14 protein-coding genes and 1 tRNA gene are annotated in these 14,316 nt (G+C 65.1%); 10 read left to right on the top strand and 5 right to left on the bottom strand.

The features are described 5' to 3' along the window. The first annotated feature begins 121 nt into the window (after window positions 1-121). Window positions 122-364, top strand: a complete 243-nt coding sequence (locus tag FXB41_RS04905; protein ID WP_007591301.1) for a pentapeptide MXKDX repeat protein — start codon at window positions 122-124, stop codon at window positions 362-364. 123 nt (window positions 365-487) lie between these two features. Here FXB41_RS04905 and FXB41_RS04900 read toward each other — a convergent pair whose 3' ends face one another. Then, entirely contained in the window at window positions 488-835 is a 348-nt protein-coding gene (locus FXB41_RS04900) for a DUF6481 family protein (RefSeq protein ID WP_007591299.1), read from the bottom strand. 267 nt (window positions 836-1,102) lie between these two features. Between FXB41_RS04900 and FXB41_RS04895 the strand changes: the two genes are divergently transcribed. From FXB41_RS04895 to FXB41_RS04885, 3 genes are all read left to right on the top strand, one after another. Beyond that, window positions 1,103-1,339 carry a hypothetical protein gene (locus tag FXB41_RS04895; RefSeq protein WP_007591294.1) on the top strand — a complete coding sequence of 79 codons (237 nt, stop codon included), beginning with the start codon at window positions 1,103-1,105 and terminating at the stop codon, window positions 1,337-1,339. A 75-nt stretch (window positions 1,340-1,414) separates the two neighbouring features. Then, on the top strand, window positions 1,415-1,651 hold the full coding sequence (locus tag FXB41_RS04890; RefSeq protein ID WP_007591292.1) for a hypothetical protein: 237 nt from the start codon (window positions 1,415-1,417) through the stop codon (window positions 1,649-1,651). Between the two features lie 184 nt (window positions 1,652-1,835). Next, window positions 1,836-2,612 (top strand): hypothetical protein, encoded by a 777-nt coding sequence (locus FXB41_RS04885; protein WP_219680195.1) that lies wholly within the window; start codon window positions 1,836-1,838, stop codon window positions 2,610-2,612. 110 nt (window positions 2,613-2,722) lie between these two features. Here the strand turns inward: FXB41_RS04885 and FXB41_RS04880 are convergent, their stop codons facing one another. Continuing rightward, on the bottom strand, window positions 2,723-2,902 hold the full coding sequence (locus FXB41_RS04880; RefSeq protein WP_007591288.1) for a hypothetical protein: 180 nt from the start codon (window positions 2,900-2,902) through the stop codon (window positions 2,723-2,725). A gap of 227 nt (window positions 2,903-3,129) precedes the next feature. Here FXB41_RS04880 and FXB41_RS04875 point away from each other — a divergent pair, with 227 nt between their 5' ends. Together FXB41_RS04875 and FXB41_RS04870 are read left to right on the top strand one after the other, a co-directional pair. Further along, entirely contained in the window at window positions 3,130-3,279 is a 150-nt protein-coding gene (locus FXB41_RS04875; protein WP_167552267.1) for a hypothetical protein, read from the top strand. A gap of 237 nt (window positions 3,280-3,516) precedes the next feature. After that, a complete protein-coding gene (locus FXB41_RS04870; protein ID WP_007591284.1) occupies window positions 3,517-3,735 on the top strand; it encodes a hypothetical protein in 219 nt (72 codons plus the stop codon). Window positions 3,736-3,861: 126 nt separating this feature from the next. Here the strand turns inward: FXB41_RS04870 and FXB41_RS04865 are convergent, their stop codons facing one another. Then, window positions 3,862-4,089, bottom strand: a complete 228-nt coding sequence (locus tag FXB41_RS04865; protein WP_007591282.1) for a DUF2171 domain-containing protein — start codon at window positions 4,087-4,089, stop codon at window positions 3,862-3,864. Window positions 4,090-4,229: 140 nt separating this feature from the next. Between FXB41_RS04865 and FXB41_RS04860 the strand changes: the two genes are divergently transcribed. Then, window positions 4,230-5,513, top strand: a complete 1,284-nt coding sequence (locus FXB41_RS04860; RefSeq protein WP_219680191.1) for a hypothetical protein — start codon at window positions 4,230-4,232, stop codon at window positions 5,511-5,513. A gap of 15 nt (window positions 5,514-5,528) precedes the next feature. Next, the gene (locus FXB41_RS04855; protein ID WP_007591279.1) at window positions 5,529-5,894 is read left to right on the top strand and encodes a hypothetical protein; all 366 of its coding nucleotides are present in this window, start codon (window positions 5,529-5,531) and stop codon (window positions 5,892-5,894) included. A gap of 61 nt (window positions 5,895-5,955) precedes the next feature. Here FXB41_RS04855 and FXB41_RS04850 read toward each other — a convergent pair whose 3' ends face one another. After that, window positions 5,956-6,198, bottom strand: a complete 243-nt coding sequence (locus tag FXB41_RS04850) for a hypothetical protein (RefSeq protein WP_219680188.1) — start codon at window positions 6,196-6,198, stop codon at window positions 5,956-5,958. Window positions 6,199-6,399: 201 nt separating this feature from the next. Next, window positions 6,400-6,476: transfer RNA gene (locus FXB41_RS04845), tRNA-Arg, on the bottom strand. Between the two features lie 402 nt (window positions 6,477-6,878). On the opposite strand from FXB41_RS04845, the gene FXB41_RS04840 reads away from it, so the two are divergent. Both FXB41_RS04840 and pbpC read left to right on the top strand, forming a co-directional pair. After that, window positions 6,879-12,083 (top strand): alpha-2-macroglobulin family protein, encoded by a 5,205-nt coding sequence (locus FXB41_RS04840; protein WP_219680187.1) that lies wholly within the window; start codon window positions 6,879-6,881, stop codon window positions 12,081-12,083. Between the two features lie 95 nt (window positions 12,084-12,178). Then, window positions 12,179-14,287 (top strand): penicillin-binding protein 1C, encoded by a 2,109-nt coding sequence (gene pbpC / locus FXB41_RS04835; RefSeq protein ID WP_219680185.1) that lies wholly within the window; start codon window positions 12,179-12,181, stop codon window positions 14,285-14,287. Window positions 14,288-14,316 lie beyond the last annotated feature (29 nt).

The following is a 14,316-nucleotide window of genomic DNA, read 5'->3' as shown; positions in this document are numbered from 1 at the left end:
AAGGGGCGGCGGGGGCGCAGAAATTTATCAGCGGTCGCGTAACAACGCCCCGTGGCAATCCGTCGAGATCAGATAGCGGCGTCCGTCGCTGACAAACATCATCTCGAAGGGAAGACCAGTCATGACCATTCGTACCCGCATCGCGCTCGGCGTTTCGGCGGCCGTTCTCTCGCTCGGCCTCGCGCTGTCGCCGGCCGCCTTTGCCCAGGACAAGATGGGCAAGGATGACGGCATGATGAAAAAGGACACGATGTCCAAGGACGGCATGAAGAAGGACACCATGTCCAAGGACGACGGCATGAAGAAGGACACGATGTCGAAGGACGGGATGAAGAAAGACGACGGGATGATGAAGAAGCACTGATCTTCCATCGTCGAGGCGGCGCTTGCGACAGCCAGACGCGCGCCAAAAATCCGGGGGCGGTCACGTAGACCGCCCCCGGAGTATTGTTTCAGTCCAAATTCAATTGAACGTGACTTGCGAACGTTACTTGCGCTTCGCCTTGCGGGCGGCGTAGCGGGCGTCTCGCTTGGCCTTTTGATCGGCCTCGGCTTCGGCGGCCTTCGCGACGGCTTCTTCGGCTTCGCGGGCGATCCGCGCGGCCTCGAGCGCGGCAGCCTCTTCTTGAAGGCGCTTCTGCTCGGCCTTTTCCGTCTCGCGCGCAGCCTTTGCCTCGGCGCGCTTGGCCGCAAGGGCCTCGCGCTCCGCACGCTTCGCCACAACCGCGGGATCATCCGGCCCCGGCTGCGACTTGAATTTGTTCAAAAGGTTTTTGCGTGCTTCCTGTGCCGCCTTTTGCCGGTCGGAGAAGCCTGGTTCCCTAAATCCACTCATCGGCGAACCTTGTCATCCTCGCTTTCGATCCTACATCACTGCCTGTTGGTACGTCGGCTGGGCATAGCGGGCGCCGCGCGACGCAGATGCGTGTACATCGGCGCGCGCCGTGATGCCACCTATAATCGCAGCCGATCAGGTAGACGAAAATCGCCGCCCCCGACGATCTCTCGTAGCCCCGAAAAACTGCCGAATTGTGATGCCCCTCATAAGGGGCACCAGGGCGGCGCCTAGCGTCCCGCCTGGTATGAGACGCGGAGCACGGGCATGACGATCTCAAGACTGAGCCTGAAGGCGCTCGCAATCGCCGTCGCGGTGGCAACCCTGGCTGGTGTCACGCTGCTCTTCGCCAGCCCGCAGCCGATCGAAAGTGCCGTCCTGGGTGCAGATTGGGAATGCACCCAGACTGCGTTTGTGCTCACGACCTGCGCACCGCGGGCCCAGCAGGCGATCCCGGCCGCCGAAACCTCGCGCAAGGAAGCGATCCGGCCGACGCGGGGCTAACCGGGAGAAGCTGGGCGGGATGTGACGCCACGCCGCAGAGGTGATAAAGCCCGCTCGCCCCGTGATCGGTCAGCCATGTCCAAGTCCGAAGCCAAGCCCGAGCCTAAGCCCAAACCGGGCGCGAAGCTCAAATCCCCTCCAAAACCTCAATCCGGTGACAACCGCCGCGGCGCCATCGCCGGCTTGATCATCGCGATTGTCATCCTCGGCGTCGGCTGGTGGCTCGCCCGCGATCTCACCTCCGCGAGCAAGATGCAGGACTGCCTGATGTCCGGGCGAAGCAACTGCAATGTGATCGAGCCGGCCCGCTAGAGGCACTCCAGAGCGGCCCGCGCGGACGAAAAAATGTCGTGATCTTAATCATTTGTAACGGGACTTGGCCGACCAAAGCAGGTCAGTCATGTCAGCCGGCATCAGCTCAGCGCGAGCCGAATCGTCTATCGCGCCAGGCATCACGGCCATCGACGGCAATCGAGAGAGTAGGGGGCAAGCACGCATGAGTGCGTCCAGTCGCATCAAGATCATCATTCCCTTGGTTTCGGCCATGTCATTGCTCGCCGTCCCGGCGCAGGCTCAGGACGCGCGGCCGCCGAGAGACGCCGCCCAGCCATCGCCCGGGCCGAGCGCAGGTGCGCCGCCGCAGAACATGCGCAAGGGGCTGCCGCCGCAGCAGGCTGCCCGGCCCGTGCTACAGCCCGGCGGCCAGCCTCACGCGGGCGGTCCGGGCTATGCAGGTTCTGGTCCGCGCAATGCCGGCGGTCCGCCGCCCGGACGCAATTACGCCAGGGGTCCCGCACCGGCGCGCGATTGGGGCGGACACACCTATCGCGGCCATCTCGCCTGGGATGGCGGACGCTGGCGCCACGAAGTCCACGACGGCCGCTCCGGCTGGTGGTGGGATGTGGGCGGCGCGCGGTATTATTATCCGCAGCGCATGGAAGGGCCTCCGGCCTACATCTCGGAGGATTATTACGATGACGCGCCTGTGGCCTACACCCCGCCGCCGGTCGCCTACGAACCGCCGCCTCCGCCGCCGCCGGCGGATCCTGGTGCGAGCGCGCTTGGCGGCGCTATCGTCGGCGGCGTGCTGGGGGGCCTGATCTCGGGCAACGCCTCGGGCGCGGCCGCAGGCGCCGTGATCGGCGGTGCCACCGGGGCGATCGCCGGCGCGACGGCTGCTTCGCGCCCCGGCTACTATTTGGCCCAGGGCAACTGCTACTACCGCTATCCGAGCGGCCAGTATGTGCAGGCCGATCCCCGGGCGTGTTACTGAGCACTCCAGGCGAGACCTGAAGCGATGAGGCGGGCGAAAAGTCCGCCTCTTTTCGTTTTGCGCTGGCCGTCAGCTGGCCGGGAATTGATTCAAGGGGGATCGCCCGCGCGTCAGGACACCAGCCAGCTGAAGAACGCGATCGCGGCCCAGACCAGGCCTGCGATCCAGGCCAGCATCACGATGCCGATGGTCGCAAGATAAGCGATGCCGAGCGGGTCGGATCTTTCGCGTCGCGTCGGGACGGCAATTTCGGCTGCGGCTTCTTGCGTCATGACGGGAATATCTCCCATGCCTTCTCCCTCTCTGGGAGCGCTGAGAACTGTTTAGCGGAGGCGCCGGGCGCCGGCTGTGACGCACTTCACAGATCGGTACGCACCAAGCCCACAATCGGGGCGGATCGTTCGACAGATGCGTGAGCTGGATCGCGTCGCAAATCCGTGTCGGGAGGCATTAACCCCGCAATCATACGGACGAAATTGCCACGCGCTTGTCCAGATCGTCCGGCTAGAATTGCTTCATGTGTACCAAGTACGATCCACAGCACGAAGCCGAGGCGGCGATGAAGCGCGCCGTGGCGGCCGATGGCCCCGACCGGCAACGTCTCATCGAGCTGGCCCTGGCCTGGCACCAACTCGCCCGCGACCGGCGCGAAGAGCGGACGGACTGAGCCCACGCTCTTACGACAATATCCGTATTCAAAGAAAAACCCTGTGCTCGGGGGGACGAGCACGGGGTTCTCGAGAGCCGATCGGGGCTGGCAAATCGGCACCACTCGATATCGAACGCGCTGATCGCAGGTTCGTTCCGCGCCCCCTCAATTCTTTTCGCGCGAAGATCATGAAGGGCGACCGGGGGAGGGCGTCTTGCCGATGGAACGTCGGTTCCCCGCCGACGTTGAGCCGCTATGACCGATCCCGAGTTGCGCGCACAGTCCTTCGAGATTGCCTGGAAGTATCTCGACCAATCCGGCCTGCTTACTGGCGAGCGCAGGGACGCGGCCCGGTTCATCCTGAACAGGATCGACCGCATGATGTTGGGTGGCGAGAGGCGACGATTGCTGCTGTCCAACGCCGCGATCGACGCCTACCGCTTCCGGCCCGTGCTCGTGACGCTCGAGGCCTGACGCGAGCCGTCGAAACGCGACGTTAAGACTCGTTCGGGCGACGATTTTCCGATCGCGTTTCGTTTCGGAGAACGAAGCGGAGCAGGACCGTGAACAAACAAAAAGTCCCCGAGGGGACTTGCTGGCTCAGGCTGCTTCCGACTTCGGCACCGCGTCGGCATTGACCGAAAGCTTGACGACATCGCCTTCGACGGCACCGACATATTTCGTGTCGATGTAATGATGATGGTCCTTGTGACCTTCCGGGCTGTCCTTCCGCGTCAGCTTGATGCGGTTGCCCTCGACGCGGTCGACGGTGCCGACATGTGCGCCGTCCTTGCCGACGATCTTCATGTGCTCTCTGATCTCGCTCATGATGTTCTCCTTGTGCAGTGTCAACGGCGAGGACCGGTCTTCGTTGCAAGGATGAGCGCGGCCGACTGTTTGGAGCCAATGCGTTCGCCGAACGTTGAAAGGCCGTCGCAATTGCCAAGACCACCTTCGTCAAGATCCGCATGGAGACCTCCGAGGCCTATCTCGAACGAAAGCACAGGGAAATCGGGCTGCTGAACGATTGCCTGAGGAGCCCGCTGCATTTGGCTCGGCCGCAATCGGTCGACGAGGTCGTGGTCTCCAAGTTTCAGCTCGCCGCCGCGCTACGCGCGGAGCATGCGCTCCAGGACTGGAAGGCGACGGAGACCGCCTGGTCGCACGCGGCGTCTCCCAGCAGCGGTCCGTTCGTGTTCAGCTACGATTATCAGCGCGCGGACCTCAAGGTGCGTGGTCCCTCGTTCTACGAACTCGAGCGGAGCTGCGGGAGCGAGGCGATCTATACCGCATCCGGCATGGCCGCGATCTCCGCGCTGCTGCTCGCGTCCGCACGAATCATCGGCAAGGCAGACGTCGTGGTGCTGCCGGGCACCTACGGCGAGACACTGGAGCTGATCGAGAGCCTCGTCCCCCATTTACGGCTTGTCACCGCCAGCCTCCCGCTGGGCGAAGCGTTTGCTGCGGCAGCCTCGCCACGGTTTCTCCTGCTGGATTCATGCGCCCCTGCCGCGGCGTTCGAAGCGGCTTTGCGTTGCGACGGTTCGGGGCTCGACCTGTTGATTTTCGACACGACATGTTTCGCCGGCAGATCGGGGCGCATCCGGCGCGTTCTGAGATGGGCCGCGCGATTGGACATTCCGGTCGTGTTGGTGCGAAGCCACAACAAGCTGGATTCGCTCGGGGTGGAATACGGCCGGCTCGGCTCTGCCGTATTCGTGCATTGGAGCCGGAAAGACCTGAATGCAGGCCAGCTGCTGTCCGAGAGCCTGGCGGCGGAAACCGGCAATGCCGTCCGGCTTCTCGGTGGCGCGGCGTTGCCGGCACACTTCCCGCCATTCGTGGGCTCAGCGGGCTATTGGGCCCTGACGAAAAAACGCGTCGCGGCGATCCTGCGCAACGGTCGCCACACGGCGCGATATTTCGCCGCCGAGCTCGGTTCGCTCTCGGCCGAGCTGCATTTCACCCACGGCCTCTATGTCACGCTTCGCGGCAGGCGCTCCCTCGATGAGGCGACCGCGCGGCAGGCGGCCGAGGACATGAGCCGCGACCTCGGCGGCGAAGGCTTCCCCATCCGCCACGCCGGCAGCTTTGGTTTCGATTTCGCGGCGACCGAGTGGTTTCACGACGCGACTACGGATCGGTACAGCGTCCGGGTGGCGGTGCCGGATCTGCCGACCGAGTCGTGGAAGAATCTTGCGGCGGCGATCGCCGGATGGTGGGCGCGACATCAGGGCGACACTGAAGAGTGAGTGCGGTGCAAGGCCATGACAGAGCGACCGACAGCGTTTCCTTACAGGGAATGCACGTGGCATGTTTCAGACGAACAGTCCCAGCAATGGCTTGCGGTGCTTGAAAAGACGGGTGCAGCCAACGTCCGAGCGCGCCTAGCCCAGACCGACGCGGCATCCGCAGGAGCGATTGCGATCGGAACCGCGCCCGTCATGACGATCGGGTTCGCCCAGGAATGGCTGAACTGGAAAGATAATCAAAAATCCGAGGCGGATATCGAACGGCACGAGCGGCAGATCTGGTGGACTCGGACCGCGGCAATCGCCGCATCGGTCGCCGCCTTGAGCGCACTGTTCGGCTGGATTTGGACGATCTTCATCCGGGGGAATAATGGCCTGTAACAAACATGATTGTTACGTTGCGCATACATCCGCGAGACGAGCGGCGACAAACTGCGCTGTTTCAATCGATCGCCAGGCATTCTTCCACGGCCGGCTTCTGGTGGCCGCGACGTGCCCAGGCTTGAACGGCGAAGGCGAGTTCGTGCTGACTCGCCGCCGCGTCCACGATGGAGGCCCGCGCCGTCGCGATGGGCTTTGTGATCACCCCGGAGTTCACGACTCCCGCGTCAACTGCCAGGAACGATATTGCCACAACCGCCACCGCAGATGCGATCGCCATTCTCGTCAAGTCGGATAGTGGCATCAAAGTCCTTATCGGGGCGCAAGTCGCTCGGCGGATACATAGGGTTCGTTTGCCCGGATCAAAGCCCGGAGGGAGGCGACCCACGCGTTCGTGAAGGACGGTGGATTCTGCAGGCGCGCGTCGTAGACCGGGCTTACAGTGAACGCCGGTGTATCGAGTCAGCGTGCGCCGGACGATGTCCCCGTCCGATGAGACTGAATATGGCGATCCCGGCAGGAATCGAACCTGCAACCCTCAGAGTAGAAATCTGATGCTCTATCCAGTTGAGCTACGGGACCGTCTTGAGCCGCCCTGGTTGGGGCCGGCTGTTCATCTACCATGCCATTATGAAAAATATCGTCTTTCGCCAAGCCTGAACCGAACCGTTTTCCTCGAAGCCGCGACAAAGCGGAACGGTGGGGTGTCAGGGTGCCGGGTTGAGCGGCAGCGGACTGGACGATGGATCACATCGCCGGGAACGCTGGCCAGCTTCCGGGACACGGCCGCCGGACGACTGGTCGGGTATTACTGCGCCATCAGGACGGCGTGCGCGGCGGTAGCTTGATCGGTCTCCTCTGGGCGTGCCTTGTCATGGCGAATGCGACGGTTTGCACCTTTGGTTCCATCGCCTTGAGTCGGTCACCTTTCCGCGCATTTCATGCGACAAGCGGCGTTCGTCCGCGATTTCCGGGAGTCCATCCATGATCGGTCTTGTTCGCGCCGTCACACTCTGCGCCACGCTGGCGTTCGGCCTTAGCGTAGCGCAGGCCGCCGACAAAGCCTTCAAGCGGGACGACCTCGCCGATTCCGCGATCAAACTGGAGGCGCAGATCAAGGGCGAGGCGGGGCCGGTCGCCAAGAGCGGCGCGAGCTTACGCACCGACGCCGATGCTGCCTTCCGGCGCAACGACTATCGCACCGGCCTGTCGGTGCTCGGCCAGATCGCGGCGACCACGCCGGAGGACGCCGGCAACTGGCTGCGCCTGGCGAAAGTCATCTTCCAGATCACGCCCAAGAGCTCGAGCGAACAGACGTTTCTGCTGGAGCGCGCCTCGACTGCCGCCTACATCGCCTACCAGCGCGCCGGCAATGCGGGCGAGGAGGCCGATTCGCTCGCGGTGCTCGGCAAGTCGCTGTCCGAACGCAAGCTGTGGCGGCCGGCGCTTGATGCACTGCGGCTGTCGCTCGACATGCGCGAGGTCGCCGACGTCCGGGGCCAGTACGAGAAGATGCGCGACGAGCACGGGTTTCGGTTGCTCGACTACACCGTGGACTCGGACTCCGCCAGTCCGCGCGCCTGCTTCCAGTTCTCGGAGGAGCTGGCAAAACGCACCGATTTCGCGCCGTACCTCGCGCTGGCGGGCCAGGACAAGCCGGCTTTGTCGGCCGAGGGCAAGCAGCTCTGCGTCGATGGGCTCAAGCACGGCGAGCGCTACAACATCAATCTGCGCGCCGGCCTGCCGTCCACCGTGAAGGAAGGCCTGCCGAAATCGGCCGAGTTCAACGTATATGTGCGCGACCGCAAGCCCTTCGTGCGCTTCACCAGCCGCGCCTATGTGCTGCCGAGGACGGGCCAGCGCGGCATTCCCGTCGTCAGCGTCAACACGCCAGCCGTCAACATCAACGTGTTCCGGATCGGCGACCGCAATCTGATCAACACGGTGGTCGACAGCGATTTCCAGAAGACTCTGTCGAAATACCAGCTCAGCGATCTCGGTGGCGAGCGCGGCGTCAAAGTCTGGACCGGCGAGCTCGCGACCGCGATGACGCTCAACCAGGACGTCACCACGGCGTTCCCGGTCGACCAGGCGCTGGGCGAGCTCCAGCCCGGCGTCTATGTGATGACGGCCGCAGCCAAGGGGCCGGGCTCGGACGACGATTACCAGCTCGCCACCCAATGGTTCATCGTCTCCGATCTCGGCGTCACGGCCTATTCCGGCAATGACGGCATCCATGTCTTCGTGAATTCGCTGGCCTCGACCGATCCCGTCGGCAAAGCCGAGGTGCGACTGGTCGCGCGCAACAACGAGATCCTGGCCACCCGCAAGACCGATGAGAGCGGCCATTTGCTGTTCGAGGCGGGGCTTGCGCGCGGCGAGGGCGGCCTGTCGCCGGCGATGCTCACCGTGACCGGTGAGAAGGCCGACTATGCTTTCCTCAGCCTCAAATCCTCTGCCTTCGACCTGTCGGACCGCGGCGTTTCGGGCAGGGCCGTGCCTGTGGGCGCCGACGCCTTCGTCTATGCCGAGCGCGGCGTCTACCGCTCCAGCGAGACCGTCTATCTCACCGCGCTGTTGCGGGACGGGCAGGGCAACGCCGTTACCGGCGGGCCGATGACCCTGGTGATCGAGCGTCCCGACGGCGTCGAATATCGCCGCGCCGTGCTGTCCGACCAGGGCGCCGGCGGGCGCACCTTGTCCGTGCCGCTCAACTCGGCCGTCCCGACCGGGACCTGGCGGGTGCGCGCCTTCACCGATCCGAAGGGCTCTTCGGTCGGCGAGACCACTTTCATGGTCGAGGACTACGTCCCTGATCGGATCGAATTCGACCTGTCTTCCAAGGACAAGCTGATCAAAGCTAACGCTCCAGTGGAGCTTAAGGCGGACGGTCATTTCCTCTATGGCGCGCCGGCCTCGGGGCTGGCGCTCGAAGGCGACATGCTGGTCGCGCCCGCGTCCGAGCGGCCGGGCTTCGCCGGTTACCAGTTCGGCGTCGCCGACGAGGAGACCACCTCGAACGAGCGCACGCCGCTGGAAAACCTGCCCGAAGCTGACGCCAACGGCGTTGCGACCTTCCCGGTCACGCTCGACAAGCAGCCGGCCTCGACGCGGCCGCAGGAGGCGCAGATCTTCGTTCGCATGGTGGAGACCGGCGGCCGCGCCGTCGAACGCAAGATCGTGCTGCCGGTCGCGCCTGCTGCCGCCATGATCGGCATCAAGCCGCTATTCGGCGACAAGAACGTGGCCGAAGGCGACAAGGCCGAGTTCGACATCGTGTTCGTCTCGCCCGAGGGCGAGAGGCTACGCCGCGACGGCCTGCGCTACGAGCTCCTGAAGATGGAGTCGCGCTACCAATGGTATCGCCAGAGCAATTACTGGGAGTACGAGCCGGTCAAATCGACCTCGCGCGTCTCTGACGGCGACGTGACCGTCGCCGCGGACAAGCCGTCGCGGATTTCGCTGACCCCAAAGCCCGGCCGCTACCGGTTGGACGTGAAGTCGAACGATGCCGACGGGCCCGTGACCTCCGTACAGTTCGACGTCGGCTGGTATTCCGACGGCAGCGCCGACACGCCGGACCTCCTGGAGACCTCGATCGACAAGCCGCAATACGCCTCGGGCGACATGATGACCGTGTCGGTCAACGTCCGCAGCGCCGGCAAGCTGACGGTCAACGTGCTCGGCGATCGCCTGCTGACGACGCAGACCATCGACGTCAAGGAAGGCACCGCCCAGGTGAAGCTCCCGGTCGGCAAGGACTGGGGCACTGGCGCCTATGTGGTGGCGACGCTGCGCCGTCCGCTCGATGCGGCCGCGCAACGCATGCCAGGCCGGGCGATCGGACTCAAATGGTTCGGTATCGACAAACAGACCCGCACGCTCCAGGTGAAGCTGACCCCGCCGGCGCTGATCCGGCCGAATGGGTTGCTGAAGATCCCCCTCAAGCTCGACGGGCTCAATCCGGGCGAGGACGCCAAGATCGTCATCGCCGCGGTCGACGTCGGCATCCTCAACCTCACCAATTACAAACCGCCGGCGCCGGACGACTATTATCTCGGCCAGCGCCGCCTCAGCGCGGAGATCCGCGATCTCTATGGGCAACTGATCGACGGCATGTCGGGCACGCGCGGTCAGATTAAGTCCGGCGGTGACGCCGGCGCGGCCGAATTGCAGGGCTCGCCGCCTGCGCAGAAGCCGCTCGCGCTCTATTCGGGCATCGTCACGGTTGCTGCTGACGGCACCGCGGAAATCAGCTTCGACATTCCGGAGTTCGCCGGCACCGCGCGCGTCATGGCGGTGGCGTGGACCGCGACCAAGCTCGGTCGCGCCAACACGGACGTGGTGATCCGCGATCCTGTCGTGCTGACCACGACCCTGCCGCGCTTCCTGCTCAACGGCGACCACGGCACGGTCAATCTCGAGATCGACAATGTCGAGGGGCAGGCGGGCGACTACGTTATCAACGTGAAGACGGGCGGCCCGGTCAAGATGACAGGCAATCCCGCAACCACGGTCAAGCTCGCCGCCAAGCAGCGGAATTCGTTCACGCTCGCCATCGACGCGACGGCGGCGGGGCAGGCGACGCTCGACGTCGACATCAAGGGGCCGAACGGGCTTGCACTCGCGCGCCACTATGCGCTCGACGTCAAGGCGGCGACGCAGGTGCTGGCGCGGCGCTCGATCCGGACGCTGGCGAAGGGCGAGAGCCTGACGCTGACGTCTGATATGTTCGCCGACCTCGTACCGGGCACCGGCAGCGTCTCGGTCTCGGCGAGCCTGTCGACCGCGCTCGATGCGGCGACGATCCTGAAAGCGCTCGACCGCTATCCCTATGGCTGCTCGGAGCAGATCACGAGCCGTGCGATGCCGTTGCTCTATGTCAACGATCTCGCCGCGGGCGCGCATCTCGCCATGGACACCGAAGTCGACCAGCGCATCCGCGACGCGATCGAGCGGCTTTTGGCCCGCCAGGGCTCCAATGGCTCGTTCGGACTGTGGTCGGCGGGCGGCGACGATGCGTGGCTCGACGCGTACGTGACCGACTTCCTGACCCGCGCCCGCGAAAAGGGCTTTGTGGTCCCGGATGTGCTGTTCAAGACCGCGCTCGATCGTATCCGCAACTCGGTCGTCAACGGCAACGAGCCGGAGAAGGACGGCGGCCGCGATCTCGCTTACGGCCTCTATGTGCTCGCGCGCAACGGCGCGGCGCCAATCGGCGACCTCCGCTATCTCGCCGACACCAAGCTAAGCAACCTCGCAACTCCCATCGCGAAATCGCAGCTCGCCGCGGCACTCGCGCTGGTCGGTGACCGCAACCGCGCGGAGCGCGTTTACGGTGCCGCGCTCGACAGTCTCGCGCCAAAACCCGTGCTGGAGTTCGGCCGCACCGACTACGGCTCGCAGCTTCGCGATGCCGCAGCGCTGGTGTCGCTTGCCAGCGAAGGCAATGCCCCGAAGGCGACGCTGACGCAGGCGGTGTCGAGGGTCGAGACTGCCCGCGGGCTGACGCCCTATACCTCCACGCAGGAGAATGCGTGGCTGGTGCTGGCGGCACGCGCGCTCGCCAAGGAGAACCTGTCGATGGAGGTCGACGGCCAGCCGGTCAAGACCGCGCTGTACCGCAGCTACAAGGCGGCGACCCTGGAGGGCAAGCCGCTGAAGATCACCAACACGGGCGATGCGCCGGTGCAGGCCGTGGTCTCTGTGTCGGGTTCGCCGGTGACGCCGGAGCCCGCGGCATCGAACGGCTTCAAGATCGAGCGCAGTTTCTTCACGCTCGACGGCAAGCCCGCCGATATCAGCAAGGTGAAGCAGAACGACCGCTTCGCCGTGGTGCTGAAGATCACCGAGGCCAAGCCCGAGTACGGCCACATCATGGTGTCCGATTATCTTTCGGCCGGCCTCGAGATCGACAATCCGAAACTGGTGTCGTCGGGCGACAGCGGCACGCTGGGCTGGATCGAGGACGGCCAGGAGCCCAAGGATACCGAGTTCCGCGACGACCGCTTCACGGCGGCCGTCGACCGGGCCTCGGATTCCAAGGCGGTCTTCACGGTGGCCTATGTCGTCCGTGTGGTCTCGCCCGGCAAATACGTGCTGCCGCAGGCCTATGTCGAGGACATGTACAATCCCTCGCGCTACGGCCGCACCGGGACGGGCACCGTCGAGGTGCGGGCGGCGAAGTGAGTGGTGAGGGGATGAGCGACAAGGAGCCACATGCTCCGCCGTCATGCCCGGGCTTGTCCCGGGCATCCACGGACTTTTGTGCGAGGGGCAAGGACGTGGATGGCCGGGACGAGCCCGGCCATGACGGAGCGCGGAGCTTGGACCTGCATGTCCTCTCCGCGCTGGCATTCTCGCTCATTCTCACCATCGTCGGTTTCGTCGCCTGGGTCTACGCCCTCGGTCCGCTGCCTTTCGACGAAGCCCGCCAAGTTTCCACCACCATTGTCGATCGCAACGGCAAGCTGCTGCGCGCCTATGCGATGGCGGACGGGCGCTGGCGACTGCCGGTTGAGACAAATACGAACGTCGATCCGACCTATCTGAAGCTGCTGCTCGCCTATGAGGACCAGCGCTTTTACGCGCATGACGGTATCGACCCGCTGGCACTAGGGCGCGCTGCGTTTCAGCTTGCGACCCGCGGCCACATCGTCTCGGGCGGCTCGACCATCTCGATGCAGCTCGCGCGGCTGATGGAGCCGCGGCGGCAGCGTTCGCTCCATGCAAAGCTGCGGCAGATGGTGCGTGCGATCGAGATCGAGCGCAGCTTGAGCAAGCAGCAGATCCTCGACCTCTATCTCGCGCTCGCGCCCTACGGCGGCAATCTCGAAGGCATCCGCGCTGCCTCGACCGCCTATCTCGGCAAGGAGCCGAAGCGGTTGTCGCTGGCTGAAGCCGCATTGCTGGTCGCGCTGCCGCAATCGCCGGAGACCCGTAGGCTCGATCGCTATCCCGATGCGGCGCGCAAAGCGCGTGACCGCGTGCTCGACCGCATGGTCGAGGAGCAACAGATCAGCCTCGACGATGCCAAGCAGGCCAAGGCCGTTCCCGTGCCGAAGCTGCGCAGGCCAATGCCGATCCTGGCGCCGCATGCCTCCGATGCGGCGCTTGCGACGGTCAAGGACGCGCCCGTCATCAAGCTGACGCTGGATGCCAACCTGCAAAAGGTGCTTGAGCCGCTGGCGCGCGACCGTGCCATTGCGCTGGGACCGAACATCTCGGTCGGCATCATCGTCGTCGACAATGAGAGCGGCGACGTGCTCGCACGCGTCGGCTCGGCGGATTATTTCGACGAGCGCCGGGCAGGGCAGGTCGACATGACCCGCGCGGTCCGCTCGCCGGGCTCGACGCTGAAGCCGTTCATCTATGGGCTCGCTTTCGAGGACGGTTTTGTTCACCCCGACAGTCTGATCGACGATCGGCCCGTGCGCTTCGGCTCCTACGCGCCGGAAAATTTCGACATGACGTTCCAGGGCACCGTGCCCGTGAAGAAGGCGCTGCAGCTGTCGCTGAACGTGCCCGCGATCGTCCTGCTCGACCGCGTCGGCGCGAGCCGGCTGGCCTCGCGGCTGCATCAGGCGGGCGGCAATCTGGTGCTGCCCAAAGACGAGGCGCCGGGACTTGCCATGGGCCTTGGCGGCGTCGGTGTGACGCTGCAGGACCTCGCCCAGCTCTATGCGGGCTTCGCCCGGCTCGGCACCACCAAGCCGCTGCGCGAGATCATGAGCGACAGGGACGTGCGCGAGCCGCTGCGACTGCTCGATCAGGTCGCGGCCTGGCAAGTCGGCAATGTGCTGCTCGGCACCCCGCCGCCGGAGAACGCGGCTCACAACCGCATCGCCTTCAAGACCGGCACCTCCTACGGCTACCGCGACGCCTGGTCGATGGGCTTCGACGGGCGCATGACCATCGGCGTCTGGGTCGGCCGGCCCGACGGCGCGCCGGTTCCGGGCCTGATCGGGCGCGTCGCCGCCGCGCCGATCCTGTTCGACGCCTTCGCCCGAACCGGCAAGACGCTTCTCCCGTTGCCGAAGCCACCGAAAGGAACTCTCGTTGCCAGCAACGCCAAGCTGCCGTTGCCTTTGAGGCGGTTCCGCCCGGTCGGGGATCTGGTGCGGACCGGGGGCGAGCAGGCTCTGCACATCCAGTTTCCGCTGAACGGTTCGCGGATCGACGTCGATCGCTCAGGTGGCGAGGGGGGCGCAGCCATGCCGGTCAAGGTCGCCGGAGGCGTTCTCCCCATGACTGTCATGGTTAACGGAATGGCGCTCGGCGAGATCGACGGCCGCCGTCAGCGGCTGATCGATCCGCCGGGTCCGGGCTTTGCGCGGCTGACCGTGATCGATGCCACTGGCGCCGCGGACACAGTTGTCATTCGAATTCAGTGACCCTGCCTCAAGCGGTTGTGGCGATGGCG

The sequence above is a fragment of the Bradyrhizobium canariense genome, from assembly GCF_019402665.1.
In the GTDB taxonomy this organism is placed as follows: Bacteria; Pseudomonadota; Alphaproteobacteria; order Rhizobiales; family Xanthobacteraceae; genus Bradyrhizobium; species Bradyrhizobium canariense.
This window is presented reverse-complemented; position numbering and strand designations above follow the sequence as displayed.

Bases quoted from the DNA above. Each gene is read 5' to 3' on its own strand.
- FXB41_RS04865 (WP_007591282.1), bottom strand. From the start codon at position 4,089: ATGAGCGAGATCAGAGAGCACATGAAGATCGTCGGCAAGGACGGCGCA.
- FXB41_RS04855 (WP_007591279.1), top strand. From the start codon at position 5,529: ATGACAGAGCGACCGACAGCGTTTCCTTACAGGGAATGCACGTGGCAT.
- FXB41_RS04880 (WP_007591288.1), bottom strand. From the start codon at position 2,902: ATGGGAGATATTCCCGTCATGACGCAAGAAGCCGCAGCCGAAATTGCC.
- FXB41_RS04900 (WP_007591299.1), bottom strand. From the start codon at position 835: ATGAGTGGATTTAGGGAACCAGGCTTCTCCGACCGGCAAAAGGCGGCA.
- FXB41_RS04905 (WP_007591301.1), top strand. From the start codon at position 122: ATGACCATTCGTACCCGCATCGCGCTCGGCGTTTCGGCGGCCGTTCTC.
- FXB41_RS04885 (WP_219680195.1), top strand. From the start codon at position 1,836: ATGAGTGCGTCCAGTCGCATCAAGATCATCATTCCCTTGGTTTCGGCC.
- FXB41_RS04870 (WP_007591284.1), top strand. From the start codon at position 3,517: ATGACCGATCCCGAGTTGCGCGCACAGTCCTTCGAGATTGCCTGGAAG.
- FXB41_RS04875 (WP_167552267.1), top strand. From the start codon at position 3,130: ATGTGTACCAAGTACGATCCACAGCACGAAGCCGAGGCGGCGATGAAG.
- FXB41_RS04860 (WP_219680191.1), top strand. From the start codon at position 4,230: ATGGAGACCTCCGAGGCCTATCTCGAACGAAAGCACAGGGAAATCGGG.
- FXB41_RS04840 (WP_219680187.1), top strand. From the start codon at position 6,879: ATGATCGGTCTTGTTCGCGCCGTCACACTCTGCGCCACGCTGGCGTTC.
- FXB41_RS04895 (WP_007591294.1), top strand. From the start codon at position 1,103: ATGACGATCTCAAGACTGAGCCTGAAGGCGCTCGCAATCGCCGTCGCG.
- FXB41_RS04890 (WP_007591292.1), top strand. From the start codon at position 1,415: ATGTCCAAGTCCGAAGCCAAGCCCGAGCCTAAGCCCAAACCGGGCGCG.
- FXB41_RS04850 (WP_219680188.1), bottom strand. From the start codon at position 6,198: ATGCCACTATCCGACTTGACGAGAATGGCGATCGCATCTGCGGTGGCG.